The sequence below is a fragment of the Bacillus cereus group sp. BfR-BA-01310 genome (assembly GCF_022664325.1).
Taxonomy (GTDB): domain Bacteria; phylum Bacillota; class Bacilli; order Bacillales; family Bacillaceae_G; genus Bacillus_A; species Bacillus_A paramycoides.
In genome coordinates this window covers 36506-62922 of sequence record NZ_JAKUHD010000009.1, presented here as the reverse complement: position 1 = coordinate 62922, position 26417 = coordinate 36506, and the positions used below count along the sequence as shown (strand labels likewise).

Below are 26417 nucleotides of genomic sequence, written 5' to 3'. Positions count from 1 at the left end.
ATTTTGTTTGCGGGATTAATATTTAAATACGTTAAATATTTTATTGTTTAAATAAGAGGTGGATAACATGCCAAATGATATGACTCATATTGATAAAATTCAAGCTCTTACATTTGCTATAGGAAAGAAAATGCAAACAGAGCTACTGGAACAAATGCAAGCATCAGGACTTACACCACCACAGTTTTATATCTTGAAGATTTTAGATCATTACGGAGCCTCAAGAGCGACACAATTAGCGGAGAAAATGTACGTAAAACCAAGCGCAATTACAGTAATGATTGATCGTTTAATTGATCATGGGTTAGTAGAGCGCTATCACGACAATAATGATCGCCGCGTTGTTGTCATTGAGCTAACGAAAAAGGGGAAAGCTACAGTAGAAGAGGCTATGGCGGCTCGTAATGAGCATATCGCAAAATATTTCTCACAATTAGAATTACAAGAACGAGAAGATTTGTTACGCCTCTTTGAAAAGCTAGAAACAATTATTTGCGGGTCACTAGAGAAAAAAGAGAAAAACTAAGAGGAATTGAGGAGATTACATGGAGCAACAAGAAAATCAAAATAGAAAGTTGTTGTTAATCGGTTTAGTAATCGCGATGCTATTTGCTGCGTTAGACGGAACAATCGTTGGTACAGCAATGCCACGTATTGTCGGTGAACTTGGCGGATTAAGCTTAATGACATGGCTAACAACAGCTTACATGTTAACATCAACGACAGTCGTACCAATTGCAGGTAAATTAGCGGACTTACTTGGGCGTCGTAACGTATATATAACAGGGCTAGTTATTTTTATGATTGGTTCAGCGTTATGTGGTATGGCAAATGGTATGACAGAATTAATTATTTTCCGTGGTATTCAAGGTCTTGGTGGCGGTATTATGATGCCAATGGCTATGATTATTATCGGAGATATGTTCACGGGAAAAGAACGTGCTAAATGGCAAGGTATTTTTGGAGCTCTATACGGTCTTGCTTCTGTAATTGGACCACAAGTTGGTGGCTGGATTGTAGACGCAGTGAACTGGAGATGGGTGTTCTACATTAACTTACCGGTTGGTATTTTAGCGACAATCTTTATCGCAATGGGACTAAAATCACATAAACAAACGGGACCAATTAAAATTGATATCGCTGGAATCTTTACGATGATTCTCGGTGTTGTAAGTTTATTACTTGCGTTAACGTTTGGCGGGAAAGATTATGCGTGGGATTCTTGGCAAATTATCGGGTTATTTGCATTAGCTCTAATTGGTATCGTTGGCTTTGTTATCGTTGAAACAAAAGCAGAAGAACCAATCTTACCTATGCATTTCTTTAAAAATCGTACATTTACATTACTAAATGCGATTGGATTCTTTATGAGTATCGGAATGTTTGGCGCTATTATGTTCGTACCGTTCTTCATGCAAGGAATTGTAGGCGTTAGTGCTGCTGAATCAGGAACTATTATGACACCGATGATGATTACAATGATTGTTATGAGTATTATCGGTGGTCAACTTGTATTAAAGGTTGGTGTGAAACCACAGATTATTACAGGAATGCTTGTTATGGCTGGTGGATTCTGGTTATTAACAACGATGGATATGCACACAACTAAGCTTACCGCTACTTCTTATATGATGGTTATCGGTTTAGGAATGGGTCTTGTTATGCCAACACTGACATTGGCGTTACAAGAAAGCTTCCCGAAAAAAGATCTTGGTGTAGTAACTTCATCAAGTCAGTTCTTCCGTCAAATCGGGGGAACATTCGGTATTACAATTTTAGGATCAATTATGAATAACACTTCAGGTACAACATTAACAAATAAATTAGTACCTGTATTAGATACGTTCCCTAAAGAAGCGGGACAAATGGTAACAAAATTTAAAGATATGATTCATACAGACCCACAAGGTTTATATTCGATGCTCTTTAATCCAGAAGCATTAAAACAAATGCCAGAAGCATTCTCTAATAGCATCGTACCAATTTTGAAAAGTTCTTTAGTAGACTCACTTCATACTGTATTCTTAACAGGATTAGTATTTATCGTAGTAGGTGCCATCTTCACGATTTTCTTACAGAAGATTAAACTGTCTGATCGTAAAAAAGGTGCTGAAGAGCCTGCTGTGGAAGAGAAAGAACGAACTGCATCAAATTCGTAATGAAAAAGCATCGCCTTATGGCGGTGCTTTTTTGAGTATAACCTTAAAAGCTTTTTAGTGAGAAATGATTGACGTATTTATATAAATACGTTATATTATTTTCTGTAAACGGTTACATGAAATGAGGAGAAAAGAGAATGAGTACGATTAAAGACGTTGCAAAATTGGCAGGGGTATCTGTTGCGACCGTTTCCAGAGTGTTAAATAAAAATGGATATGTTCATGAGGATACGTTAAAGAAAGTAGAGCGAGCAATTGAAATGCTAGATTATAAGCCTAGTACAGTAGCACGTTCTTTATATAATAAAAAATCTCGTTTAATTGGCCTAGTTGTTCCAAATATCGTGAATCCATTCTTTCCAGAAGTTGCACGTGCCGTAGAAGATGTAGCACATAAGCAAGGTTACACAGTTGTCCTTTGTAATTCTGATGAAAGTTTAGAAAAAGAGAAACAATATATCGATGTACTTAGACAAAATAATGTGGATGGGTTTATTGTGGCAACGAATCCACAAAATAGTGTTAATTACATGAATTTATCTGTTCCAGTCGTTGCAATTGACCGTATGTTTAATGAGCGCATTCCTACTGTATATGCAGACAACTACGCAGGGAGTCAGGCTGCGACAAAGTTATTAATAGATAAAGGATGTAAACATATTGCACATATTCGCGGACCGCGCGATGTGAGTACAGCTAATGAACGTTTTGAAGGTTTTGTAGACGTTATTACGCAAAATAATCTTTCTTATATGATTGCAGAGAGTACATTCGATCCAGCTAATAGTGAACGGGTAGCGATGGAATTATTAGAAGAATATCCGCATATTGATGGAATTGTTGCTGGGAATGATTTAATTGCAATTGGTATCGTAAAGGCTGCACTTCAAAAGGGGATTTCTATTCCAGACGATTTACAAGTTATCGGATTCGATGGGATTTCTTTAACAGAAATGATGTATCCATCTATTACGACTGTTGCTCAACCAATTTATGAAATGGGGAAAATGGCAACAGAGTTGTTGTTAGAGCAGATGGAAGGAAATGCGTTAGAAGAGAAACACTATCGTTTACCGATTGAAATTATAGAACGAAATACAACAAAGTAAGGAGATGAAACAAATGCCAAATATTGCAGTAGTAGGTAGTATCTCAATGGACTTAGTGGCTGTTTCAAAAATACGTCCGAAAGCAGGAGAAACAGTAATTGGTGAAGCGTTTCATACTATCCCAGGAGGAAAAGGGGCTAACCAAGCAGTTGCTGCAGCTAGATTAGGAGCAAATGTAGCAATGGTTGGTGCAGTAGGAAATGATGATTACGGAACAGTAGTTAGAAAAAATTTAGAGAACGAACGAGTTTTTATCGACTATGTGGTACCGGTTACAGATAGAACGACAGGAATCGCTCATATCGTTTTAGCAGAGGAGGATAACAGTATTGTGGTCGTACAGGGAGCAAATGCTCTTGTAGATGAGTCAATTGTAGATCGTTCAAAAGACCTTCTTGTTAAAGCTGATATGGTTGTTCTTCAACTAGAGATTCCACTTGAAACAGTAAAATACGTTCTGGCTATTTGTGAGGAGCATAAAATTCCAGTTATGTTGAATCCAGCTCCAGCACAAGTTTTATCAGAAGATATTTTAGAAAAAGCAACTTATATTACGCCGAATGAACATGAATGTCGCATCGTATTAAATGATTTCACATCACCAATTGAAGAGTTACTTGCGAAATATCCAAATAAGTTATTAATGACTGAAGGGTCTAACGGTGTTCGATTCCATAACGGAACGGAAGTTGTTCAAGTTCCAAGTATTGCTGTAGATGTAGTGGATACGACTGGAGCTGGTGATACATTTAACGGCGCATTAGCAGTTGCACTTTCTGAAGGAGAAACACTTCAGCAGGCTATTCGTTTTGCAAATATTGCTGGTGGTCTTTCTGTAACGAAACTTGGGGCACAGGGCGGTATGCCAACGAGAGATAGAGTACGTGAAGTGCAGGTGATTGTCGGATGAAAAAGCATGGTGTATTAAATAGTGAAATCGCGGCAGTCCTTGCTACACTTGGGCATACAGATACGATTGTAATTGCTGATTGTGGGTTACCTATTCCTGATGGAGTAAAACGAATTGATTTAGCAGTCGAAATTGGAAAGCCTAGCTTTTTAGACGTATTACAAGTTGTTGCTGATGATATGGCAATTGAAAAAGTGACGTTAGCAGAAGAAGTCATTATGAATAATGCAGAGGTAAATAAAGAAGTTGAAATGCGATTAACAGAGCCAGCATTTGAATATGTGTCTCATAAGGAATTTAAAGAGCATACAAAGAGAGCGAAGGCGGTTATTCGTACAGGAGAAGCAACGCCTTATGCGAATGTTATTTTACATGCAGGCGTGATTTTTTAATAAAGGGATGTGATGAGAATGCATATTGAAATGAAAAATATTTCAAAAGCGTTCAATGGTAATCCTGTTTTAAAAAACGCACAGTTTATGATTGAAACAGGGGAAGTCCATGCATTGATGGGGGAAAACGGAGCGGGGAAATCGACGCTCATGAAGATTTTAACAGGTGTATATAAAAAAGACAGTGGAACCGTCACGATTGATGGGAAAGAACGAACTTTTAAAAATGCAAAAGAAGCAGAAGAGTACGGTATTGCATTTATCCATCAAGAGTTGAACATATTACCGAACTTGACGGTAGCTGAAAATATGTTTCTTGGAAAAGAGTTAATGTATGGGAGAACAGGAATATTACGTACACGTCAAATGAATGCGATTGCCCAGCAGCAATTAGCAAATCTTGGCCTACATGTGAGAGGCGCTATGCTAGCAGGTGAATTATCAGTTGGACAACAGCAAATTATTGAAATTGCTAAAGCATTAATGACAAATGCAAGCGTTATTATTATGGATGAACCTACAGCTGCATTAACAGATCGCGAAATTGAAACGCTGTTTACTGTTATTAATAAATTACGTAAAGAGGGCGTTTCATTCGTTTATATCTCACACCGGATGGAAGAAATTTTTTCAATATGTGATGCCATTACGATTTTGCGTGATGGAGAATATGTAGGGAAGAGATTAATTCCAGAAACGTCATTTGATGAAGTAGTTAGCATGATGGTAGGCCGCAGTATTGGTGAACGTTACCCAGAGCGAAATAGCCAAATTGGTGAAGTGATTTTTGAAATGCGTAACGGAACGAAAAAGGGGAAATTTGAAAATGTTTCGTTTCAAGTTAGAAAAGGTGAAATCCTTGGTGTTGCTGGCTTAATGGGAGCTGGCCGTACGGATATTATGAAAGCGATATTTGGATATGAACCGCTTGATTCAGGACAAATTTTTATGAATGGACAAGAAGTGAAAATTGATAGTCCAATAGATGCGATTAGGCAACGAATTGCTTTTATTACAGAGGATAGAAAATCTGAAGGGCTTGTGTTAGATTTTTCGATTCGTGAAAATTTAGCTTTACCAAATTTAGAGAGTCTTTCAAAGGGAAGCGTTGTTAATAAAGGCTTAGAACAACAATTTACAGAGGATATGATGAAGCTTCTTAAGGTGAAAGCAGCAGACGGAGAGCAAGCTGTAAAATCTCTTTCTGGTGGAAATCAGCAAAAGATTGTAATTGCAAAATGGCTAGGTATTCATCCGCAGTTACTCATTTTAGATGAACCAACGAGAGGTGTAGATGTTGGGGCTAAAAAAGAAATTTACTCTATTATGAATAAGCTTACCGAGCAAGGAGATGCCGTTATTATGGTATCGTCTGAGCTTCCAGAAGTTTTAGGAATGAGTGATCGTGTTCTTGTCATTCATGAAGGAAGAATCGGTGGTATTTTAGAGAAAGATCAGGCATCACAAGAGTCTATTATGGCACTAGCTACAGGGGGAGAGTAAGATATGGCTAAGAAGGGGAATGTATTACAACAACTCGGTTCTTTAATCGGTTTAGTGTTGATTATCGTAGTAATTACAGCTTTAAATCCAGCATTTATTGAAATTCCAAATTTATTTAATATACTGCGCCAAGTATCGATTAATGCACTCATTGCATTTGGAATGACCTTCGTTATTTTAACAGGGGGTATTGACTTATCGGTAGGTTCTATTTTAGCATTATCAAGTGCACTTGTTGCCGGAATGATGGCAAGTGGCATGGATCCGTTCCTTGCAATGGCAGTTGGATTATTAGCAGGTCTTGTAATGGGGATTGTAAACGGTATTATTATTGCGAAGGGAAAAGTAGCTCCTTTTATTGCAACTTTAGCAACAATGACCATTTTTCGCGGGTTGACGCTTGTTTACATGGACGGACGTCCGATCACTGGACTTGGTGATCATTTAATGTTCCAAATGTTTGGCCGTGGTTATTTCCTTGGTATTCCTGTGCCAGCCGTTACAATGATGATCGCTTTTGCAGTACTGTACTTTATTTTAAAGAAAACAACGTTTGGTCGCCGTACGTTTGCGATTGGTGGAAATGAAGAAGCGGCAGCTTTATCAGGTATTAATGTTACGAGAATTAAAGTAATGATTTACGGTCTTTCCGGAATTTTGGCAGCGCTTGCAGGTATTGTCTTAACATCAAGACTAGATTCTGCACAGCCGACTGCTGGTACTTCTTACGAATTAGATGCAATTGCAGCAGTTGTGTTAGGAGGAACGAGTCTTTCAGGTGGAAGAGGATGGATTGTTGGTACATTCATCGGTGTACTTATTATTGGTGTACTAAATAACGGTTTAAATTTATTAGGTGTATCTTCTTTCTTCCAACAAGTTGTAAAAGGACTTGTAATCTTACTAGCTGTACTAATTGATCGTCGAAAAGAAGCGTAATGGAGGGGCAATTCATGAAAAAATGGTTACTGATACTCGTTGCATGCATCATGGTAGTTACTGCTGGTTGTTCAATGGAACCACCAGAATGGGCAAAGGATTCTAGCGATAAAGGTCGAAATAAAACTATTAAAGTTGGATTTTCTGTTTCAACTTTAAATAATCCATTTTTCGTCACGTTGAAAAAAGGTGCAGAAAAGAAAGCGAAAGATAGCGGCATTGAATTAATCGCTGTTGATGCACAAAATGATGCAGCGAAGCAAACAAACGATGTTGAAGATTTAATTCAAAAAGGTGTCGATGTAGTTGTTATTAACCCAACCGATTCAGATGCCGTTGCTTCAGCGGTAAGTGCAGCCAATGCAGCGAATGTTCCTGTTATTACAGTAGACCGAGTTGCGAATTCAGGTAAAGTTGTTTCTCACATTGCTTCCAACAATATAGAAGGTGGTCAAATGGCTAGTGATTACATTCGGGAATTAGTTGGTGAAGGAGCAAATGTAGCTGAGTTAGAAGGAATCCCTGGATCGTCTGCTGCTCGTGAGCGTGGGAAAGGATTCCATAACGTGGCTGATAAGTCTTTAAAAGTAGTAGCAAAACAAGCAGCTGATTTCGATCGTGCAAAAGGATTATCTGTTATGGAAAATATTTTGCAAGCAAATAGCGATATAAAAGCAGTATTTGCTCATAACGATGAGATGGCATTAGGTGCACTTGAGGCATTAAAATCTGCTGGTAAAACGGATGTAGTCGTTGTTGGATTTGATGCAACAGACGATGCTGTGAAAGCGGTTAAAGATGGACGCATGGCAGCAACAGTCGCTCAAAAACCGGAATTAATCGGAGAGAAGGCGATGGAAACAGCAAAAGAGATAACACAAGGGAAAAAAGTGGACAAATTTATTCCGATTGAATTAGAGCTTATTAAGAAAAAATAAATAAATATAAAATGAAAATTAGGAAGGAAGAATAACAAATGAAATTCTTTATTGATACAGCAAACGTTAACGAAATTAAAGAGGCAAATGCATTAGGTGTAGTAGCTGGAGTAACGACAAACCCATCACTTGTAGCAAAAGAGGGCGTAGATTTCCATGAGCGTATTCGTGAAATTTGCAGCTTTATAGAAGGTCCTGTAAGTGCAGAAGTAATTAGCTTAGAAGCTGATAAAATGATCGAAGAAGGAAAAGAATTAGCGGAAATTGCTCCAAACGTTGTTGTAAAAGTTCCAATGACAACAGAAGGTTTAAAAGCAGTAAAAGCATTCTCTGATTTAGGAATTCGTACAAACGTTACATTAGTATTCTCAGCAGTTCAAGCATTACTTGCAGCTCGTGCTGGTGCGACATACGTTTCACCGTTCTTAGGTCGTTTAGATGATATCGGTCATAACGGTATGGACTTAATTCGCCAAATCGCAGAAATCTTTGCAATTCATGGTATTGAAACAGAAATCATTGCAGCATCTGTACGTCACAGCGTTCACGTAACTGACGCAGCATTAAATGGTGCACATATTGCAACAATCCCAGCAAACGTAATTGCTTCATTAGTGAAGCACCCATTAACAGATCAAGGAATTGAGAAATTCTTAGCTGATTGGGAGAAAACACAAGGGCAATAATAAGAAATGGAGAACCCAAGTTTAAATAACTTGGGTTCTTTTTTTATTTAAAAGAATTTTCATGCAATTGTGCATATTACCTTTTAAATTTGTTATATAAGCTATTTAATATATAACAAATCACTCTTTATTTTTCATATTTCGATATAAAGGGATAGAGGGTCTGACCAGAAAATTGGAGGGCATGATTCTATAACAGAAGGTTTAATGTTTATAGAATTATGCCTTTTTATATACAAGGGAGGATAGAGCGAGAAGATTGCGGTTAGTTTACAAGTATTTATCTGAATTTTAAGACTTATAAAAGGAGAGAAATACAATGAGAAGAAAAGCACCATTTAAAGTATTGTCGTCATTAGCAATTGCGACAATCATCGGATGCACAGCTGTAATGAGTGCTCCGCTAGCATACGCAGAAACGCCAGTGAAAGCAAAAGAAAATGTGTCTACGACGCCAATTGATCATAATTTAATTCAAGAAGATCGTTTAGCGGAGGCGTTGAAAGAAAGAGGAGCAATTAATCCAGCATCATCAAAAGAAGAGACGAAAAAAGCTGTAGAGCAATATATTGAAAAGAAACAAGGGGATCAGGCAAATAAAGAAATTCTTCCAGATGATGCTGCCAAAGAAGCATCTGATTTCGTAAAAAAGGTAAAAGAGAAAAAGATGGAAGAAAAGGAAAAGGTAAAGAAAGCTGAAAAAAATGTTAGCCCAGAGCAAAAGCCAGAGCCAAATAAAAAACAATTAGATGGGAAAGTTCCAACTTCTAAGGCGAAACAAGTTCCATATAATGGACCTGTTCGTACGGATAAAGTGCTAGTGTTACTCGTTGAGTTTAGTGATTATAAACATAATAATATTGAGCAAACGCCGGGTTATATGTATTCGAAAGATTTTAGTAGAGAACATTATCAAAAAATGTTATTTGGTAATGAGCCTTACACATTATTTGATGGTTCGAAAGTAAAAACATTTAAGCAATATTATGAAGAACAGTCTGGTGGTAGTTATACGACAGATGGATATGTAACAGAGTGGTTAACTGTTCCAGGTAAAGCTGCTGATTACGGTGCTGATGGTAGTAGTGGTCACGATAATAAAGGACCAAAAGGTGCGCGTGATTTAGTGAAAGAAGCATTAAAAGCTGCAGCGGATAAAGGATTAGATTTATCACAATTTGATCAGTTCGACCGTTATGATACAAATGGCGATGGTAATCTTAATGAACCGGACGGTGTAATTGATCATTTAATGGTAATTCATGCTGGTGTTGGTCAAGAAGCTGGTGGTGGTAAATTAGGAGATGATGCAATTTGGTCACATCGTTCAAAATTAGCAAGAGATCCAGTAGCGATTGAAGGAACAACATCTAAAGTACCTTATTGGGGTGGAAAAGTAGCGGCTCATGATTACACAATTGAACCAGAAGATGGTGCAGTAGGTGTGTTTGCACATGAATTCGGACATGACCTTGGTTTACCAGATGAGTATGATACGAAGTATACGGGAGCTGGATCACCTGTTGAAGCTTGGTCGTTAATGAGTGGAGGTAGTTGGACAGGGAAAATCGCTGGAACAGAGCCAACTAGTTTTTCACCACAAAATAAAGACTTCTTACAAAAGAACATGGGTGGCAACTGGGCAAAAATTTTAGAAGTAGATTACGATAAAATTAAGAGTGGTGTAGGAGTTCCTACATATATTGATCAAAGTGTTACAAAATCAAATCGTCCAGGTGTCGTACGTGTCAATTTACCAGGTAAGAGTATTGAAACAATTAAACCTGGATTTGGAAGGCATGCATACTATAGTACAAGAGGCGATGATATTCATACGACATTAGAAACACCGTTCTTCGATTTAACAAAAGGAACAAATGCAAAATTTGATTATAAAGCAAATTATGAACTAGAAGCAGAGTGTGATTTCATCGAAGTACATGCTGTAACTGAAGATGGAACGAAAACATTAATTGATAGATTGGGAGAAAAGGTAGTCAAAGAAGATAAAGATACAACAGATGGAAAATGGATTGATAAATCATACGATTTAAGTCAATTTAAAGGGAAGAAAGTTAAACTACAATTCGATTATATTACAGATCCAGCTTTAACATATAAAGGTTTCGCAATGGATAATGTAAATGTAACAGTTGATGGACAAGTAGTATTTTCAGATGACGCAGAAGGACAGTCTAAAATGAAGTTAAATGGATTCGTTGTTTCTGATGGGACAGAACAGAAGCCACATTATTATTATCTAGAGTGGAGAAACTATGCTGGATCAGATAATGGATTAAAAGCAGGAAGAGGTCCGGTGTATAATACAGGTCTTGTCGTTTGGTATGCAGATGATAGTTTCAAAGATAACTGGGTTGGGGTACATCCAGGTGAAGGGTTCCTTGGTGTTGTGGACTCTCATCCGGAAGCGCTTGTTGGTAATTTAAACGGGAAACCAGCGTACGGTAATACTGGAATGCAAATTGCAGACGCGGCATTTTCATTTGATCAAACGCCGGCATGGAATGTGAATTCATTAACACGCGGGCAGTTTAATTATGCTGGGTTACAAGGTGTTACAACTTTTGATGATTCTAAAGTGTATAGTAATAAACAAATTGCTGATGCAGGACGAAAAGTTCCAAACCTTGGACTTAAATTCCAAGTTGTTGGACAAGCAGAGGATAAATCGGCAGGGGCTGTTTGGATTAGACGTTAATAAAGTGAAACTTTAATCAGTGGGGGTTTTGTTCATCCCCCACTGATTATTAGTTGAACCAATCGGGCTTTTACGGGCAGTTATCTCCCACCTAACTTCCTCGCATTCGCCGAATTTCGAGGTGGGAGTCTTACTGCCCGTTAATGCGGGATAAAATAAAAGCACACTCTTCATATGAAGAGTGTGCTTTTATTTATACATTAAGTTATTATTTTAGCTTATGTAATACAACTGTTTATCCATGTGTAGTGTATCAAATTATGTGGGGAAAGGAAATATTTCCGAGGAAATTGTCGAAGTATCGTTGCCCTTTGTATTTAAATTAATTGGCATTATCCCAACTCTTTCGTTATATTACGGGTTATATCAATACGCATTAAAAAAAAGACAATGATGGAATTAACCCATCATTGTCTTTTTTACTTTGCTTCGTACATAAATCATTCCGGCAAATGTTAATAAGAACGCCGTCCCGATAATGAAGCTTGCACTAGGTGATGCACCGATGGCTCCAACTGTAAAGGAACCAGCAACAACTCCTAACGAGAAGAATGCATAAAACAATCCGAATGCTTTTCCTCGATTACTATCTGTCGTATTTTCAACAAGTAAAGCATTAATTGATGGGAAGAGGATAGCGAATCCAGTTCCATAGATCATCATAACGATAAAGAGCATGCCTTTTGTTGCAAATAATCCGAGTAAAGATAATGCTAATGCCATTACTGTAATCCCAATTAACATTAGTTTTGAACGATTAAATCGATCGTAAATCCGATTTGTTGGAAGTAAGAAGAAGAGGATAGCAGTAATTCCGAATACACTTAACATCATGCCTGTTGTAGATGCTTTAAGTGCTAATGCCTCAACTTTTACTGGTAACATATACGTGACAATTCCTTGTGAAAACATAAGTGTGAAAGCACCAATATATGCTTGTAATAATGGTTCTGATTTCAATAGTTCAATCATATCTTCTTTGTTCATCATTTGAGTTCTTGATGTATCTTTTCTTGATACGTTATTTGGTAAGAAGAATAGAGATACGATTGTACCAAGGGCCATTAAAATAGAAATGGTAATGAAAACCCATTCTATGCCAGCAGTTGCTTTCATAATGCCACTGAAAGCAGGTCCTACGATTGCCGCTGTTCCAACAGCAGCACCAGATAGAGCCATAGCTTTTCCCTGCCTTGCTGAATTCGATTGTTTTGATAAAAATGTAAATGCGGCAGGGATTAAAAATCCGTCACTAAAACCGTGCATAAAGCGCACAACTAATAGTTGTTCACCACTTTGAACAACGGTGTATAACAAGACTATGAAACTCGTAATTCCCATGCTTATATAAAGTATTTTTTTTGCACCAAATTTATCGACGGCAGCTCCAGCAATAATATTACCAATCATATTAGCGAATGAGTACATACCGACAACTAGCCCAATAATAAGAGGGGTTCCTCCAAGACTTTGAGCGAAAGTACTCATAATAGGTAATTGTGAAAATGTATCTAAAAACGCTACGATAACAATAAAGTAAATAAAATATTTCAAGCGATATTCACCTCTCCTATGCTATTATGGCATAATGCTAATTTCAACTGCAATGAAATTGAATTAACAGATGTGGAAAAAAGTACAAAGTGACAAAATATTGAACGTTATTTGTTAAAAATTAGTGGAAATGAGATTGTTTTTTTGAAATATATGGATAGAAGGACTATAATAGATTTGTAAACTTCACCAGGTTAAGTATATACATAGAGAGGGATGTATAAAATGAAAGCATTACTTTGGCATAATCAACGTGATGTACGAGTAGAAGAAGTACCAGAACCAACTGTAAGACCAGGAGCAGTGAAAATTAAAGTTAAATGGTGTGGTATTTGCGGGACAGACTTGCATGAATATTTAGCAGGACCTATTTTTATTCCGACAGAAGAGCACCCATTAACACATGTGAAAGCACCGGTTATTTTAGGTCATGAGTTTAGTGGTGAGGTAGTAGAAATTGGTGAAGGAGTTACATCTCATAAAGTGGGAGACCGCGTTGTTGTAGAACCAATTTATTCTTGTGGTAAATGTGAAGCTTGTAAACATGGACATTACAATGTTTGTGAACAACTTGTTTTCCACGGTCTTGGTGGAGACGGCGGTGGTTTCTCTGAATATACAGTAGTACCAGAAGATATGGTTCATCATATTCCAGATGAAATGACGTATGAACAAGGTGCGCTTGTAGAACCAGCAGCAGTAGCAGTTCATGCAGTACGTCAAAGTAAATTAAAAGAAGGGGAAGCTGTAGCGGTATTTGGTTGTGGTCCAATCGGGCTTCTTGTAATCCAAGCAGCAAAAGCAGCAGGGGCAACTCCTGTTATCGCAGTAGAACTTTCTAAAGAACGTCAAGAACTAGCTAAATTAGCAGGTGCTGATTACGTATTAAACCCAGCAACTCAAGATGTACTAGCAGAAATTCGTAACTTAACAAATGGTTTAGGTGTTAATGTTAGCTTTGAAGTAACAGGTGTTGAAGTTGTACTTCGTCAAGCAATTGAAAGTACAAGCTTTGAAGGTCAAACTGTAATTGTTAGTGTGTGGGAAAAAGATGCGACAATTACTCCGAACAACCTTGTGTTAAAAGAAAAAGAAGTTATTGGTATTCTTGGATATCGTCATATTTTCCCATCTGTTATTAAATTAATTAGCTCTGGCCAAATTCAAGCAGAGAAATTAATTACGAAAAAAATTACAGTGGACCAAGTTGTTGAAGAAGGATTTGAAGCACTTGTAAAAGATAAAACACAAGTGAAAATTCTTGTTTCACCTAAATAATATATAAAAAAAGTAGCCCTTTTCTAGAAATAGAAAAGGGCTACTTTTTTTATACACTGAAAGGTGATAGACTTTCCTTTAACTAAAGGTATTCTTGTTTGGAAGGGGGAGTCCAATGCTTTCATTTGTGTTAACATTGAAACGGATGCTAAGAGCCTGTTTACGAGCGTGGAAAGATAAAGAATTTCAAGTGTTATTCGTATTAACAATCTTGACCTTAATATCTGGTACGATCTTTTATAGCACGGTTGAAGGATTACGTCCTCTTGATGCTTTATATTTTAGTGTCGTGACGTTGACTACTGTCGGTGATGGGAATTTTAGTCCTCAAACTGATTTTGGGAAGGTATTTACGATAATATACATATTTATCGGGATTGGACTAGTGTTTGGGTTTATTCATAAATTGGCAGTTAATGTACAATTGCCAAGTATATTATCGAATAGAAAAAAAGAGTAAAGCATGTAATTGCTTTACTCTTTTTTTACAATAGTTTATATGTGTATTTGCAGTAGCTTAACAATACTTTATTACAATGTAAGTGCATTCAATCATTATATTCACTATGTATAAAGTTATAGTGATATGAACATTTGCATATTTTAATTTATTAATAGAAATTTAGTGAAAGGTGGGATATTCTAGTCATAGGTTAACCGGAAGACATCGTAGGATCCTAACAAAATACTTACAATAATTCAATTATAAAATGGAGGATTTCAGATGAAAAAGAAAGTTCTTGCTTTAGCAGCAGCTATTACCTTAGTAGCGCCATTACAAAGCGTGGCATTTGCTCATGAAAACGATGGAGGACAGAGAGTTGGAGTTATTCCGCGCTGGTCTGCTGAAGATAAACATAAAGAAGGTGTAAATTCTCATTTATGGATTGTAAACCGTGCAATTGATATTATGTCTCGTAATACAACACTCGTAAAACAAGATCAAGTTGCACTATTAAACGAATGGCGTACGGAGTTAGAGAACGGTATTTATGCTGCTGACTATGAAAATCCTTATTATGATAATAGTACATTTGCTTCACACTTCTATGATCCTGACAATGGGAAAACGTATATTCCATTTGCAAAACAGGCAAAGGAAACAGGAGCTAAATATTTTAAACTAGCTGGTGATTCATACAAAAATAAAGATATGAAACAAGCATTCTTCTATTTAGGGTTATCCCTTCATTATTTAGGAGATGTAAATCAACCGATGCACGCGGCAAACTTTACAAATCTTTCGTATCCACAAGGATTCCATTCTAAATATGAAAACTTTGTAGATACGATAAAAGATAATTATAAAGTAACGGATGGAAATGGATATTGGAACTGGAAAGGTACGAACCCTGAGGATTGGATTCATGGAGCGGCAGTAGTAGCGAAACAAGATTACTCTGGTATTGTAAATGATAATACGAAAGATTGGTTCGTGAAAGCAGCTGTATCACAAGAATATGCAGATAAATGGCGCGCCGAAGTTACACCGATGACAGGTAAGCGCTTAATGGATGCACAACGTGTAACTGCTGGATATATTCAGCTTTGGTTTGATACGTATGTAAATAGTTAAGTATTTGAAAAAGGTCAAATCTCCGAATAGAGTATTTGGCCTTTTTATCAATATACAGTACATGGAGGTTATGAAACGTGAAAAGTAAGTTGCTAAAAGGTGTACTTAGCTTTGGGATTGGCCTAGGAGCTTTATATAGCGGATCTTCTACTCAAGCGGAAATGTCTACAAATCAAAATGATACATTAAAAGTGATGACTCATAATGTATACATGTTATCAACGAATTTATATCCGAACTGGGGACAAAGCCAGCGTGCTGATTTAATTGGGGCAGCGGATTATATGAAAAATCAAGATGTTGTTATATTAAATGAAGTATTTGATAATAGCGCTTCAGATCGTTTGTTAGGGAATTTAAAGAAAGAATATCCAAACCAAACAGCGGTATTAGGTCGTAGTAATGGAAACGAATGGGATAAAACGTTAGGAAACTATTCATCTTCGACCCCTGAAGACGGCGGTGTAGCTATTGTAAGTAAATGGCCGATCGTTGAAAAGATTCAATATGTATTTGAAAAAGGATGCGGGCCAGATAACTTATCAAATAAAGGATTCGTATACACAAAAGTTAAGAAAAATGATCGTTTCGTTCATGTAATTGGGACGCATTTACAAGCTGAAGATAGTATGTGTGGAAAAACTTCGCCAGCATCTGTACGTACAAAACAGCTACAAGAAGTTCAAGAGTTTATTAAGAATAAAAATATACCGAATAATGAGTATGTGTTAATTGGTGGCGATATGAATGTGAATAAAATAAATGCTGAGAATAATAGCAATTCAGAGTATGCATCTATGTTTAAAACATTAAATGCGTCTGTACCATCTTATGCAGGACATACAGCAACTTGGGATGCAACGACAAATAGTATTGCAAAGTATAATTTCCCAGATGCTCCAGCAGAATATTTAGATTACATTGTTTCTAGTAAAGACCATGCAAATCCAGTACGTATAGAAAATAAAGTGTTGCAGCCAAAGTCTCCAGAATGGTCTGTTACATCATGGTTCCAAAAATATACGTATAATGATTACTCTGATCATTATCCAGTAGAGGCGACTATTTCTATGAAGTAGTCAAAAAAGTTTCTTCGTGAAGAAGAAACTTTTTTTATTTGAAAACAGGAAAATCAATCTTTCTTTCCAATATGTATAAGACATATATAGAAGAGGAGAGAAAGATGTGGATAGAAGTATTTTTAAAGAGCTTCCATTACCGTGTGCATTTTTAGATGAAGTGGCTTTAGAGAGAAATATTCAATCTATTATTAAGTTAAGTGGTCATAAAAAGATTCGTATAGCGAGTAAATCATTACGTTCTGTTTCAATTATGAAAAAGATTTTAGCTACAAATGATTGTTTTCAAGGTATTATGTGCTTTTCACCTAGAGAAGCTTTATTTTTAATTGAACAAGGATTTAATGATTTGTTGCTAGGGTATCCTGCTTATAATGAAAGGGCTTTATATGAAATTAGTCTACTTACAAAGCAAGGTTTTATTATTACTTGTATGGTGGATTGCGAAGAGCATATTGTTTATTTAGAAAAAATTGCTGAGAAGTCTAGTGGGTGTTTTCGAGTTTGTTTAGATATTGATATGAGTAGTCGTTTTTTTCGATTTCATTTTGGTGTAAGAAGATCTCCGGTAAAAGATGTCCAGAATGCTTTAAAAATAGTAGAAAAGGTGAAGGCATCACCATATTTAATCTTAGATGGTGTAATGGGCTATGAAGCTCAAATCGCTGGGGTTGGAGATGATATGCCAAAACAATGGCTTCAAAATAAACTTATTTCGTATTTAAAGAGGAAATCAGTACTAGAAATTAATAAAAGAAGAGGGAATATTGTAAAAGAAATACAAAATCTTGGTGTTGAACTAAGGTTTGTAAATGGAGGAGGAACCGGAAGTATAAAATCAACCGAGCAAGATAACTCAGTTACGGAGATTACTGTAGGCTCTGCTTTTTATTCGCCCAAACTGTTTGATTATTATAAAGAAGTAAAATTTCAGCCAGCCGTTGGATTTGCTTTACAAGTTGTACGTAAACCTGACCGGTATATTTATACTTGCCTAGGTGGAGGGTATATTGCTTCAGGTGCAGTTGGTAAGGATAAAGAGCCTGAGGTTTGGAAACCAGATGGTGCAAAGTTATTAGCGTTAGAAGGTGCTGGCGAAGTGCAAACGCCGGTTTATTACAACGGTGACGAACAATTGTATATAGGAGATACTATATTGCTTCGCCATAGTAAGGCTGGGGAATTATGTGAGCGCTTTCCTGTTTTGTATCGTATTAAACAAGGGGAAATTGTTGGAGAGTATTCAACATATCGGGGGGATAACCAATGCTTTCTGTAAAGGGACAAAAATGGAAAAATTGGACAGGTAATATAGAAGGAACTCCGCAGTATACGATGTATCCTGAAAGTATACAAGATGTAGTAGAAGTGGTGAGATTTGCACAAGAAAAGGGGAAGAAAATCCGGGTTGTTGGTTCAGGACATTCTTTTACACCCCTCGTTCAAACAGAAGAAATTTTAATTTCTTTAGATGAATTGAGTGGGATTACGAATGTGGATTCAGAGAAGATGACAGTAGAAGTGTGGGCGGGAACAAAACTACATGATTTAGGAAAATTACTTAAGGAGAAAGGTTATGGGCAAGAGAACTTAGGGGACATTGATTCGCAATCTATTGCAGGGGCAATTAGTACAGGAACTCATGGGACCGGTGCTACATTTGGAAGTTTATCAACACAAGTGATAGAAATTACAGCAGTTTTGTCTACAGGTGAGAGTATTGTTTGCTCTGAAAGAGAGAACTATGAGTATTGGAAAGCGTTCCAGCTATCACTTGGAATGCTCGGTATCATTGTGAAGGTTAAACTGAAAGTTATTCCAGCGTACTCACTTGTTTACAAAAGTGAAAAACAGTCTTTTTCTGTAGTAATGGATAAACTGGAAGAATATAAACGAAATCGTCATTTTGAATTTTTCGTTTTTCCTTATTCAGATGACGTTCAAGTGAAACTTACAAATGAAACAACGAGTAAAGGAACTGATTTGAAGTGGCATAAACTCAAGGTGGAACTACTTGAGAATAGGATCTTTTCTTTATTATCTAAAGGGTGTAAGTGGTTTCCTTCTATTAGTAAAGGAGTAAGTCAATTATCAGCCAAGGCTGTACCTAATACAAACATAATTGGACCAAGCTATGAAGTGTTTGCTACATCGCGTACAGTTCCTTTTTATGAAATGGAGTATAGTGTCCCTTCAAAGTATATGAGGGATGCTGTCGAAGAGATTTCAAATCTTATTGAAAAGAAAAAGTATAAAGTGCATTTTCCAATTGAATGTCGCTATGTGCATGGTGATGATATATGGCTCAGTCCGGCGTACGGAAGGGATTCAGCATATATTGCTGTTCATATGTATAAAGGTATGAAGTATGCCGCTTATTTTGGTGAGGTGGAGCAAATCTTTCGAAAGTATGAAGGGCGCCCACATTGGGGGAAAATGCATACATTAACGTATGAACAATTACAGTATATATACCCAGAATTTCATTCGTTTTTAGAGGTGAGGAAGTTACTAGACGAAACGGGAATGTTTTTTAATCCTTATGCAGAAAAGTTATTTACGATTATGAAAAAAGCTGACAAATAATTATTTGTCAGCTTTTTTAAGTGTAATTGCATTTCTTGTATGACTAATACGCTCGTAAAATAGTAATTTATCACGGCTAAATACATGCAATAAAACATGAATAATAAATAGACCGTTAATTACGAATAAGAATAGTAATATAACCATTAATATTAAAGGTTCTGTACGGTTTAAAATAGAGCTGCTAGAAAGAATATAATTGATTCCTCCTAAAACAAAGTAGAATATGCCGTAACGAATGAATAGTTCCTTCATTGTAATACGTTCTGATTTTCCTTTAACATAAATACGAAGCAATGCTTTGCCAATTGTTTTTCCATTCGTAAAGTATGGAATGATAATAAAGTAAATAAAGATCGAACATGTAATGAAAATGAGTTCATATATATTTGTGTAAGATTGAATACTAGAAATAAAGAGAGAGTTTCCTTTGTTTTTAATGACAGGTACAACGATAGATAAGAAAATCCAATCAATTTGCATAGCGATGAGACGACGAACGAATCCGACTGGTTTCGTTTCCAGATTAATATAACTATCTAATTCGCTTGCTTTAGGAAGGAAGTAAGTAAATATTGGTGCAATAATAAAACCAATTAATCCTCCTAATGTGTTTAAAAACAGGTCGTCGATATCGAATAAGCGATATGCACAATTATATATACCGTATAATCCAGTTACTTGTGTTATTTCAAAAAATAGTGAAAGACAAAAAGAGATGCAAATTGTCTGTAGGAAACTACGTCGGAAATAATAACGTAAGTAAATACCGAATGGAACGGTTAGTAGAACATTAAAAGCTACTTGTAAGAATGCAGATTCTTTTAATAAATAGAAATAAGTAGTTGGTTTCGTTAAAATTGCCGATGTATGATTACGAATCTCTTGTACGAAATAAAATGGTGAGAGCTGCATATGTTGTGTATTGGCCGGTTGTAGGCTACAAGTATCATACGTTTGTGGTAATGGCAGAATAACAAGAAAATAGGCATTTAATAAATAGAGTAATAAAGAGTATAAAATAAATGATCGCCATTTATTTAAGTAACCGTATTTTCGATAATTAAATATTAAAAAGGGGATTAAGAGAAACATTGCTAAAATAGGGAATAAAATAAATGCTGTTTTTATTGGGAATAAATATGTCGTCAAAATGAAACTCCTTTCAATTAAAATCCGTCTATCATTATAGCGCTAAAAGGAGTTTGTAACAAAGTTAAAATAGTTTGAAATAGAAAAAATTACAAATTAAACTCATATTAAGTTATAATTAAATTTAATATAAATATATTATGATAATATAAGTTGAGAGAGGGTACATGATATGCAATATGAGCTTTTTTCTATAAGTGGGGATCATATTACGACTTTTGAAAGCGCATGGCGTTTTCAGGAGGGGGAACAGATTTTTGTCCATGATGATAATACAAAACGAAACTTTATTATTATTCGCTTAACACATGATTTATTTCAAAAAAATACACATGTTATTCGCTTGTATTGTCAGGAAAAGAAAGTTTATGCATAAGGAGAAACCTCTTACTGTATGGGGGCAGTAAGAGGTTTTCTATTTCATATAGGAAGCATTGGATTTTGAAGAAAGGATATAATTTTGCACTTGGTGCTTCCACGTTTCACCGCTCTTTCTTTGAGGCAGCCACTCATGATAATCTTGTTGTGTTTTCCATAACATACGAACCATATATTCAGCGCCAGCATCTGTACGATGCACGTGCGAAAATTCTATGTTAATAAAACCTTGTGTGCCAGACGATGGATAATGCTGTCTAAGCGAATGAAATATTTCATTTTCATAGCCATATTTAATATGAATAAGTTTAGTAACAATAAACATACGAACACCTCTTTTTCGATAATAATAAAAAACAAGATAGAAGAGAGAACTTTAATTTTCTTTATACATGTAAGGGAAAGTAGTGAGGATAATTAAAATTATACTATTCAGAAAATTCAAAGTAAATAATGAAACTTATTTTTATTTGAAATATAAAAAAGAAAGTCATCCTATTTTAATAGAATGACTTTCTTTAAAGAGTGTAAGTTTCACTTTATAAGAAAATGATAGTGAGTACACCTACGATAATACAGTAGAAAGAGAAATATTTTAAATTTCCTTTTGCCATAATGTTCATAAACCATTTTAATGAAATATATGTCATGATAAATGTCGCGATGAACGCAACAAGATAAGGTACAAATAATGTATCTAAATTTGGATCTTTTGCAATATCTGTAATACTTAGCAATAAACCACCTAAGCTAACAGGAATATATAGTAAGAATGAGAAGCGAAGAGCAGTTTCTTGCTTCATACCAAGTAACATTGCCGCTACGATTGTAGCACCAGATCGGCTTATGCCAGGAATTAGTGCGCAAGCTTGTGCTAGACCGACAATGATTGCATCTTTCATAGAAAGATCGCCATCATTTTTACGTCCACGCAAGTTTCTAATAATCCAAAGGCCGATAGCAGTAATGAGGAGAGAAATCCCAACCATTTTAACACCTTTTAAGTACTGATCGATATAATCTTTGAATAAAACTCCAATTACACCTGCTGGAATGGTTGCAATAATAAGGTAAATAATAAAGAAGAAATCTGATTTTGCATCTTCTGCTCTTGTAAATATATAAGATAGACCATTTTTTGTTAGACGAACTAAGTCATTTCTATAAATAAGTAATACAGCTAATAATGAAGCTGAATTAACAAGTAGCTCAAAGCTAAACCCTTCTATTTCTAGTCCTAGCAAATGTTGTGCTAAAACGAGGTGACCGCTTGAAGAAATCGGAATTGGTTCTGTTAGTCCTTGGAACAGGCCAAGAATTAAATATTTTAAAATGTAATAAAATTGTTCCATAACATCCTCCTTGTTTATTAGTCGAAAGAAACAATTGTTTTATTATAACAAAAGAGAGGACGAATATTGAGAAGAAAATAATATTCAAAATATAATAAAAATCCCCTATTACGTTATAGGAGATTTTTAACACTACTGAGAAACTACTATTTCTTGAATACTTTTCGATAATTGGACATCGACTTTTTCCGCATCATGAATGTGGTTCATAATAGTAGTATTTAACTTTTGGAACATTTGCTGTGTATTTTTAAATTCTCGTAATATATCATCATTACAAGATTTTTGGTTCTCGATAGCTTTAATAACATTTGTAGCACCACTTTGTAATGTTTGAATCATCATTAAAATATTTTCAATTCTAGCGTTAGTATCGGCGCTCATTTCCACACCTTCATCAACTAAATGTAAATTATCTTTTGTATTTTCGTACGCTTTTTCAATTTCTTCTTGAATTTTTTTCGTTAAGTTGCCAATATTTTTTGTACTCTCTGCTGTGCTTTCTGCTAGTTTTCTTACTTCATTGGCAACAACAGCGAATCCTTTCCCATGCTCTCCAGCACGCGCAGCTTCAATACTTGCATTTAACGCTAATAAATTTGTTTGTGCTGCAATGTTTTGAATTACTTCTACTATTTGTTCAATTTCTTTAGAGCGTTCGCTTAAATGATTCATACTATTAGAAGTGCGTTGAGATTGTTCACCTAATTTATTAATTACAATGAGTAAGCGATGAACGGATTCTTTTCCCTCATTAGAGCAATCAATAATTTCTTCAATAGATTGAATTAAGCTTTGTTCTTTTTGTAGCATTTCGTTATTTAATTCATTGGAATGTGTAGTACGAGTCGAAACATTCTCAAAGCATGCATTTAATTGTTGAATTAAGTTTTGGAGTGTATGGTGTTGGTTATTTACAACTTCATGCTCTTGCATAACGCTTTGTACACGATTATGGATAGAAGATATAATTTCTTGTTTTTCCACATCTTTTTGTTTTAATTCTGTTTCTAGTTCATGTATACGAGTTTCTAGTTGATCGATTTTATGTTGGAGTGATTTCTTTTGAGTAAACATTTTATTTCATTCAACCGCCTTTAAGATTTTTAATTTCTCTATATTTGGATTTTAGCATTTTTTATAATTTTTAAATATAGTAATTGTTAAATATTTAAGAATCTATTACATTTCATCCGTAATTCCCTTTTTTTGTCATGAAAAATAAACTGTATTTAATGGTTTTGTAAACAAACTGTAAAATAAATCATGTATAACTGTATAAGAAGGGAGTCGGATTATGAACTATTTTAAGCGAATCAGTAGTCTTGTATTAGCAGGAATTATCGGTCTTTCTAGTACAGTCGCTGTAAAAGCAGAGTCAAACGACGAGAAACTTAACAACATGCAACAGCAATTGCAACAAAACAATGCAGATATGCAGAAGAAAGAGCAAGAGAAGCAAGCTGTTAGTAAAGAAATTCAAGGTATCGAAAATGAACTACATAATTTAAATAATACAATTGCAAAAAATAAAGAGGATCAAGCTGCTCTTCAACGTAAAATCGATGAAACACATAAGCAGATTGAACAAAAAAAAGCAGATATTGTCGTTTTAGAAGATAAAGTCCTTGCTCGTAAGGATATTATGAAAAAACGTATGGTTTCTGTTCAAAATAGCTCAAATACGAGTTTAGTAGTAGAAGTTGTTGTGGAATCAAAAAACTTTGCTGATTTCATACAACGTATGAATGCAGTATCTACCATTTTAGATGCAGATAAAGAAATTTTACGTCTACAAGAACAAGATCTTCGTCAAATTGAAGAAGATAAAAAAGCGATCGACGAAAAAGAAGCATCTTTAGTAGTAGATAAGCAAAAATTAGCAAAAGCACAAGCTGATTTGCAAGATAACTTGAAAAAGCGTCAAGATAACTTGCAAACAGTTCAAGCTAAATATAATGAGATTGCAAACCAAATTAATTTAGCAGCAGAAGAAAAAGCAAAAGTTGAAGCAAATATGAAAGCAGTACAAGAAACAATTGCTCGTGAACAAGAAGCAGCAAGAATTGCAGCAGAAGAGCGTGCAAAAGCTGAAGCAGCTGCAAAGGCTGAGCAAGAAGAGTTAGCAAAAGCGAAGGCAGCAGCTAAGCAAAAAGAAGAACAGACAGCTAAGCCGGCAGAGCCTGTAGCAAAAAATACAGCACCAGAATCTAAGCCAGACCCTAAACCAGCTCAAGGTGGAAAAGAATTTTATGTAACAGCAACTGCGTATACAGCTGATCCATCTGAAAATGGCTATAAATCGGGTGAAACTGTAAAATCTAAGTTAGGACATGATTTAACTGCAAATCCAAACATGAAATTAATTGCTGTAGATCCAGCTGTTATACCGTTAGGTTCTACTGTATATGTAGAAGGATATGGAACAGCGATTGCTGGAGATACTGGTAGTGCGATTAAAGGTCATATTATCGATTTATTAATGCCAGATTCAGCAACAGCTAATAATTGGGGCAGAAGAACGGTTAAAGTTACAATTTTAAACTAAACCAAAATCCAACTTTACAATAAGTGAAGTTGGATTTTTTTGTGAAAATAATGTTAAGTTAAGTTTACATTTTGTTAAGGATAGCATACAATGATGATGAGAGGTGGTAAATTTGACCATTTTAAATAGAGTGAAGGAATTAAGAGCTCGCTTTAATTTTACGCAAAGTGTATTAGCAGAAAAAGTTGGAGTGACAAGACAAACAATTGCAGCAATTGAAAAAGGGGATTACGTTCCTTCGTTGCTATTAGCCTTGACGATTTGTGATGTGTTCCAGTTAAAGATGGAAGATGTGTTTGTTTTAAATAAGGAGGGGGAAGAGGATGAATAGAATTGGTTTTTCTTATATCGTAAACGTACTTTATACTGCATTAGCATGCTGGACATTTGTTGAATTTTATAGTGTTACTACAGAGCTAGCAGATATAATAAAAAACGAGAAGTTCCCATTTGAAGTATGGTTTAATGGAGTACCATTCGTTTTATTATTTATTGGAGCTATTATAGTTACAATTTTTTATAGAATTCAAAAGAAAAAATATAAGAATTTATCTTTTTGGATGTATCCATTACTATTTCCACTAGAAGATGAACGTGAAAAAGCGATTACGGAGAAAGCTTGTCGAACAACTTTTGTTTCGTTATGGTATGTGTTACCTTGTGCAGTTGGATTTTTAACTTTTTCGCCTATTATTAATGAATATCTTCCTGAATACCCACTGTATATTATATTTTCTATTTTCTTTATTCAAATGACAGTCTTCCACGTATCCCTATACAAAAATAAATTAGCTTAAAAAGAAACCTTCTTGCATCAGCAAGAAGGTTTCTTTCAGCTTATACTTGTACATATAGCAATATTATTTTATCATTTTATATAGAGTAAGATTTTGTAAGGGAAAGGAATTGTATATGAATAAGCAAAGAATTTATAGTATAGTAGCAATCCTTCTATTTGTTGTAGGTGGTGTATTAATCGGAAAGCCATTTTATGATGGATATCAGGCGGAAAAGAAACAGACTGAAAATGTGCAAGCTGTTCAAAAGATGAATTATGAAAAGCATGATACGGAATTTGTAGATGCTTCGAAAATTAATCAACCAGACTTGGCAGAAGTAGCGAACGCATCGTTAGATAAAAAACAAGTAATCGGTCGAATCTCTATTCCGAGCCTTTCGCTAGAGCTTCCTGTTTTAAAATCATCTACTGAGAAAAATTTACTGTCAGGTGCGGCAACTGTAAAAGAGAATCAAGTGATGGGAAAAGGAAACTATGCATTAGCAGGACATAATATGTCAAAAAAGGGTGTTTTATTTAGTGATGTATCAACTTTAAAGAAGAATGATAAAATTTATTTATATGACAATGAAAATGAGTATGAGTATGCGGTTACTGGAGTATCTGAAGTGACTCCTGATAAGTGGGAAGTTGTAGAGGATCATGGGAAAGATGAGATAACGCTTATTACATGTGTATCTGTTAAGGATAATTCTAAGCGTTTTGTTGTTACAGGCGATTTGGTCGGAACAAAGGCGAAGAAATAAAAAAAGATGAGGGG

General features: G+C 35.5%; 25 protein-coding genes and 1 pseudogene. 21 read left to right on the top strand and 5 right to left on the bottom strand.

Annotated elements, in window-relative coordinates; translation table 11 throughout:
* The first annotated feature begins 67 nt into the window (after positions 1-67).
* The 10 genes from MR109_RS18220 to inhA2 all read left to right on the top strand — a co-directional run bounded on the left by MR109_RS18220 (position 68) and on the right by inhA2 (position 11355).
* The gene (locus MR109_RS18220) at positions 68-526 is read left to right on the top strand and encodes a MarR family winged helix-turn-helix transcriptional regulator (protein WP_048370760.1); all 459 of its coding nucleotides are present in this window, start codon (positions 68-70) and stop codon (positions 524-526) included.
* Positions 527-545: 19 nt separating this feature from the next.
* Positions 546-2159 (top strand): MDR family MFS transporter, encoded by a 1614-nt coding sequence (locus MR109_RS18215; protein ID WP_071717576.1) that lies wholly within the window; start codon positions 546-548, stop codon positions 2157-2159.
* Between the two features lie 137 nt (positions 2160-2296).
* Complete coding sequence (gene rbsR / locus MR109_RS18210) at positions 2297-3268, top strand: ribose operon transcriptional repressor RbsR (RefSeq protein ID WP_048370766.1); 972 nt, start codon at positions 2297-2299, stop codon at positions 3266-3268.
* Positions 3269-3281: 13 nt separating this feature from the next.
* Complete coding sequence (gene rbsK, locus MR109_RS18205; RefSeq protein WP_071717578.1) at positions 3282-4178, top strand: ribokinase; 897 nt, start codon at positions 3282-3284, stop codon at positions 4176-4178.
* The gene (rbsD, locus tag MR109_RS18200) at positions 4175-4570 is read left to right on the top strand and encodes a D-ribose pyranase (RefSeq protein ID WP_242273412.1); all 396 of its coding nucleotides are present in this window, start codon (positions 4175-4177) and stop codon (positions 4568-4570) included. The genes rbsK and rbsD overlap by 4 nt, the downstream gene beginning before the upstream one ends.
* An 18-nt stretch (positions 4571-4588) precedes the next feature.
* Complete coding sequence (gene rbsA, locus MR109_RS18195; RefSeq protein ID WP_071717580.1) at positions 4589-6073, top strand: ribose ABC transporter ATP-binding protein RbsA; 1485 nt, start codon at positions 4589-4591, stop codon at positions 6071-6073.
* A gap of 3 nt (positions 6074-6076) precedes the next feature.
* Positions 6077-7012, top strand: a complete 936-nt coding sequence (locus tag MR109_RS18190; RefSeq protein WP_001074641.1) for an ABC transporter permease subunit — start codon at positions 6077-6079, stop codon at positions 7010-7012.
* A 14-nt stretch (positions 7013-7026) separates the two neighbouring features.
* Positions 7027-7950, top strand: a complete 924-nt coding sequence (gene rbsB, locus MR109_RS18185) for a ribose ABC transporter substrate-binding protein RbsB (RefSeq protein ID WP_178941100.1) — start codon at positions 7027-7029, stop codon at positions 7948-7950.
* Positions 7951-7988: 38 nt separating this feature from the next.
* Complete coding sequence (gene fsa, locus MR109_RS18180) at positions 7989-8636, top strand: fructose-6-phosphate aldolase (RefSeq protein ID WP_242273410.1); 648 nt, start codon at positions 7989-7991, stop codon at positions 8634-8636.
* A gap of 319 nt (positions 8637-8955) precedes the next feature.
* On the top strand, positions 8956-11355 hold the full coding sequence (gene inhA2, locus MR109_RS18175; protein WP_242273407.1) for a M6 family metalloprotease immune inhibitor InhA2: 2400 nt from the start codon (positions 8956-8958) through the stop codon (positions 11353-11355).
* Positions 11356-11754: 399 nt separating this feature from the next.
* On the opposite strand, the gene MR109_RS18170 is transcribed toward inhA2, so the two are convergent.
* Positions 11755-12909, bottom strand: coding sequence for an MFS transporter (locus tag MR109_RS18170; protein ID WP_242273405.1), 1155 nt, complete (start codon positions 12907-12909; stop codon positions 11755-11757).
* 225 nt (positions 12910-13134) lie between these two features.
* Here MR109_RS18170 and bdhA point away from each other — a divergent pair, with 225 nt between their 5' ends.
* From bdhA to MR109_RS18140, 6 genes are all read left to right on the top strand, one after another.
* Positions 13135-14187 (top strand): (R,R)-butanediol dehydrogenase, encoded by a 1053-nt coding sequence (gene bdhA / locus MR109_RS18165; protein ID WP_000645833.1) that lies wholly within the window; start codon positions 13135-13137, stop codon positions 14185-14187.
* Positions 14188-14302: 115 nt separating this feature from the next.
* Positions 14303-14647 carry a potassium channel family protein gene (locus tag MR109_RS18160; RefSeq protein WP_048370784.1) on the top strand — a complete coding sequence of 115 codons (345 nt, stop codon included), beginning with the start codon at positions 14303-14305 and terminating at the stop codon, positions 14645-14647.
* 264 nt (positions 14648-14911) lie between these two features.
* Positions 14912-15763, top strand: a complete 852-nt coding sequence (cerA, locus tag MR109_RS18155; protein WP_242273402.1) for a phospholipase CerA — start codon at positions 14912-14914, stop codon at positions 15761-15763.
* A gap of 77 nt (positions 15764-15840) precedes the next feature.
* Positions 15841-16842 (top strand): sphingomyelin phosphodiesterase, encoded by a 1002-nt coding sequence (gene sph, locus MR109_RS18150; protein ID WP_242273400.1) that lies wholly within the window; start codon positions 15841-15843, stop codon positions 16840-16842.
* Between the two features lie 106 nt (positions 16843-16948).
* Positions 16949-18121 carry an amino acid deaminase/aldolase gene (locus tag MR109_RS18145; protein WP_242273398.1) on the top strand — a complete coding sequence of 391 codons (1173 nt, stop codon included), beginning with the start codon at positions 16949-16951 and terminating at the stop codon, positions 18119-18121.
* Entirely contained in the window at positions 18109-19428 is a 1320-nt protein-coding gene (locus tag MR109_RS18140; RefSeq protein WP_242273397.1) for a D-arabinono-1,4-lactone oxidase, read from the top strand. Before MR109_RS18145 ends, MR109_RS18140 begins: the two co-directional genes overlap by 13 nt.
* Here MR109_RS18140 and MR109_RS18135 read toward each other — a convergent pair whose 3' ends face one another.
* A complete protein-coding gene (locus MR109_RS18135) occupies positions 19429-20580 on the bottom strand; it encodes a VanZ family protein (RefSeq protein ID WP_242273396.1) in 1152 nt (383 codons plus the stop codon). It lies immediately after the preceding gene.
* Positions 20581-20752: 172 nt separating this feature from the next.
* On the opposite strand from MR109_RS18135, the gene MR109_RS18130 reads away from it, so the two are divergent.
* Positions 20753-20956, top strand: coding sequence for a hypothetical protein (locus MR109_RS18130; protein ID WP_002174894.1), 204 nt, complete (start codon positions 20753-20755; stop codon positions 20954-20956).
* Positions 20957-20995: 39 nt separating this feature from the next.
* On the opposite strand, the gene MR109_RS18125 is transcribed toward MR109_RS18130, so the two are convergent.
* From MR109_RS18125 to MR109_RS30420, 3 genes and pseudogenes are all read right to left on the bottom strand, one after another.
* Positions 20996-21283 (bottom strand): antibiotic biosynthesis monooxygenase family protein, encoded by a 288-nt coding sequence (locus MR109_RS18125; protein ID WP_002174895.1) that lies wholly within the window; start codon positions 21281-21283, stop codon positions 20996-20998.
* A 214-nt stretch (positions 21284-21497) separates the two neighbouring features.
* Positions 21498-22310: an undecaprenyl-diphosphate phosphatase gene (locus MR109_RS18120; protein WP_002174896.1), complete on the bottom strand. Its 813-nt coding sequence runs from the start codon at positions 22308-22310 to the stop codon at positions 21498-21500.
* Positions 22311-22442: 132 nt separating this feature from the next.
* A pseudogene (locus MR109_RS30420) lies at positions 22443-22961 on the bottom strand (methyl-accepting chemotaxis protein); the annotation flags it as partial.
* Between the two features lie 646 nt (positions 22962-23607).
* On the opposite strand from MR109_RS30420, the gene MR109_RS18110 reads away from it, so the two are divergent.
* The 4 genes from MR109_RS18110 to MR109_RS18095 all read left to right on the top strand — a co-directional run bounded on the left by MR109_RS18110 (position 23608) and on the right by MR109_RS18095 (position 26403).
* Positions 23608-24858, top strand: a complete 1251-nt coding sequence (locus MR109_RS18110; RefSeq protein ID WP_242273393.1) for a 3D domain-containing protein — start codon at positions 23608-23610, stop codon at positions 24856-24858.
* Positions 24859-24970: 112 nt separating this feature from the next.
* Positions 24971-25189 carry a helix-turn-helix transcriptional regulator gene (locus MR109_RS18105; RefSeq protein WP_000154019.1) on the top strand — a complete coding sequence of 73 codons (219 nt, stop codon included), beginning with the start codon at positions 24971-24973 and terminating at the stop codon, positions 25187-25189.
* Positions 25182-25655 (top strand): DUF2178 domain-containing protein, encoded by a 474-nt coding sequence (locus MR109_RS18100; RefSeq protein WP_071717593.1) that lies wholly within the window; start codon positions 25182-25184, stop codon positions 25653-25655. Before MR109_RS18105 ends, MR109_RS18100 begins: the two co-directional genes overlap by 8 nt.
* Before the next feature lie 115 nt (positions 25656-25770).
* Positions 25771-26403, top strand: a complete 633-nt coding sequence (locus MR109_RS18095; RefSeq protein WP_071717594.1) for a class A sortase — start codon at positions 25771-25773, stop codon at positions 26401-26403.
* Positions 26404-26417 lie beyond the last annotated feature (14 nt).

Excerpts from the sequence above, each read along its gene's own strand:
- MR109_RS18220 (WP_048370760.1), top strand. The coding sequence starts at position 68 with ATGCCAAATGATATGACTCATATTGATAAAATTCAAGCTCTTACATTT.
- MR109_RS18215 (WP_071717576.1), top strand. The coding sequence starts at position 546 with ATGGAGCAACAAGAAAATCAAAATAGAAAGTTGTTGTTAATCGGTTTA.
- rbsR (WP_048370766.1), top strand. The coding sequence starts at position 2,297 with ATGAGTACGATTAAAGACGTTGCAAAATTGGCAGGGGTATCTGTTGCG.
- rbsK (WP_071717578.1), top strand. The coding sequence starts at position 3,282 with ATGCCAAATATTGCAGTAGTAGGTAGTATCTCAATGGACTTAGTGGCT.
- rbsD (WP_242273412.1), top strand. The coding sequence starts at position 4,175 with ATGAAAAAGCATGGTGTATTAAATAGTGAAATCGCGGCAGTCCTTGCT.
- rbsA (WP_071717580.1), top strand. The coding sequence starts at position 4,589 with ATGCATATTGAAATGAAAAATATTTCAAAAGCGTTCAATGGTAATCCT.
- MR109_RS18190 (WP_001074641.1), top strand. The coding sequence starts at position 6,077 with ATGGCTAAGAAGGGGAATGTATTACAACAACTCGGTTCTTTAATCGGT.
- rbsB (WP_178941100.1), top strand. The coding sequence starts at position 7,027 with ATGAAAAAATGGTTACTGATACTCGTTGCATGCATCATGGTAGTTACT.
- fsa (WP_242273410.1), top strand. The coding sequence starts at position 7,989 with ATGAAATTCTTTATTGATACAGCAAACGTTAACGAAATTAAAGAGGCA.
- inhA2 (WP_242273407.1), top strand. The coding sequence starts at position 8,956 with ATGAGAAGAAAAGCACCATTTAAAGTATTGTCGTCATTAGCAATTGCG.
- bdhA (WP_000645833.1), top strand. The coding sequence starts at position 13,135 with ATGAAAGCATTACTTTGGCATAATCAACGTGATGTACGAGTAGAAGAA.
- MR109_RS18160 (WP_048370784.1), top strand. The coding sequence starts at position 14,303 with ATGCTTTCATTTGTGTTAACATTGAAACGGATGCTAAGAGCCTGTTTA.
- cerA (WP_242273402.1), top strand. The coding sequence starts at position 14,912 with ATGAAAAAGAAAGTTCTTGCTTTAGCAGCAGCTATTACCTTAGTAGCG.
- MR109_RS18140 (WP_242273397.1), top strand. The coding sequence starts at position 18,109 with ATGCTTTCTGTAAAGGGACAAAAATGGAAAAATTGGACAGGTAATATA.
- MR109_RS18130 (WP_002174894.1), top strand. The coding sequence starts at position 20,753 with ATGCAATATGAGCTTTTTTCTATAAGTGGGGATCATATTACGACTTTT.
- MR109_RS18125 (WP_002174895.1), bottom strand. The coding sequence starts at position 21,283 with ATGTTTATTGTTACTAAACTTATTCATATTAAATATGGCTATGAAAAT.
- MR109_RS18120 (WP_002174896.1), bottom strand. The coding sequence starts at position 22,310 with ATGGAACAATTTTATTACATTTTAAAATATTTAATTCTTGGCCTGTTC.
- MR109_RS18110 (WP_242273393.1), top strand. The coding sequence starts at position 23,608 with ATGAACTATTTTAAGCGAATCAGTAGTCTTGTATTAGCAGGAATTATC.
- MR109_RS18100 (WP_071717593.1), top strand. The coding sequence starts at position 25,182 with ATGAATAGAATTGGTTTTTCTTATATCGTAAACGTACTTTATACTGCA.
- MR109_RS18095 (WP_071717594.1), top strand. The coding sequence starts at position 25,771 with ATGAATAAGCAAAGAATTTATAGTATAGTAGCAATCCTTCTATTTGTT.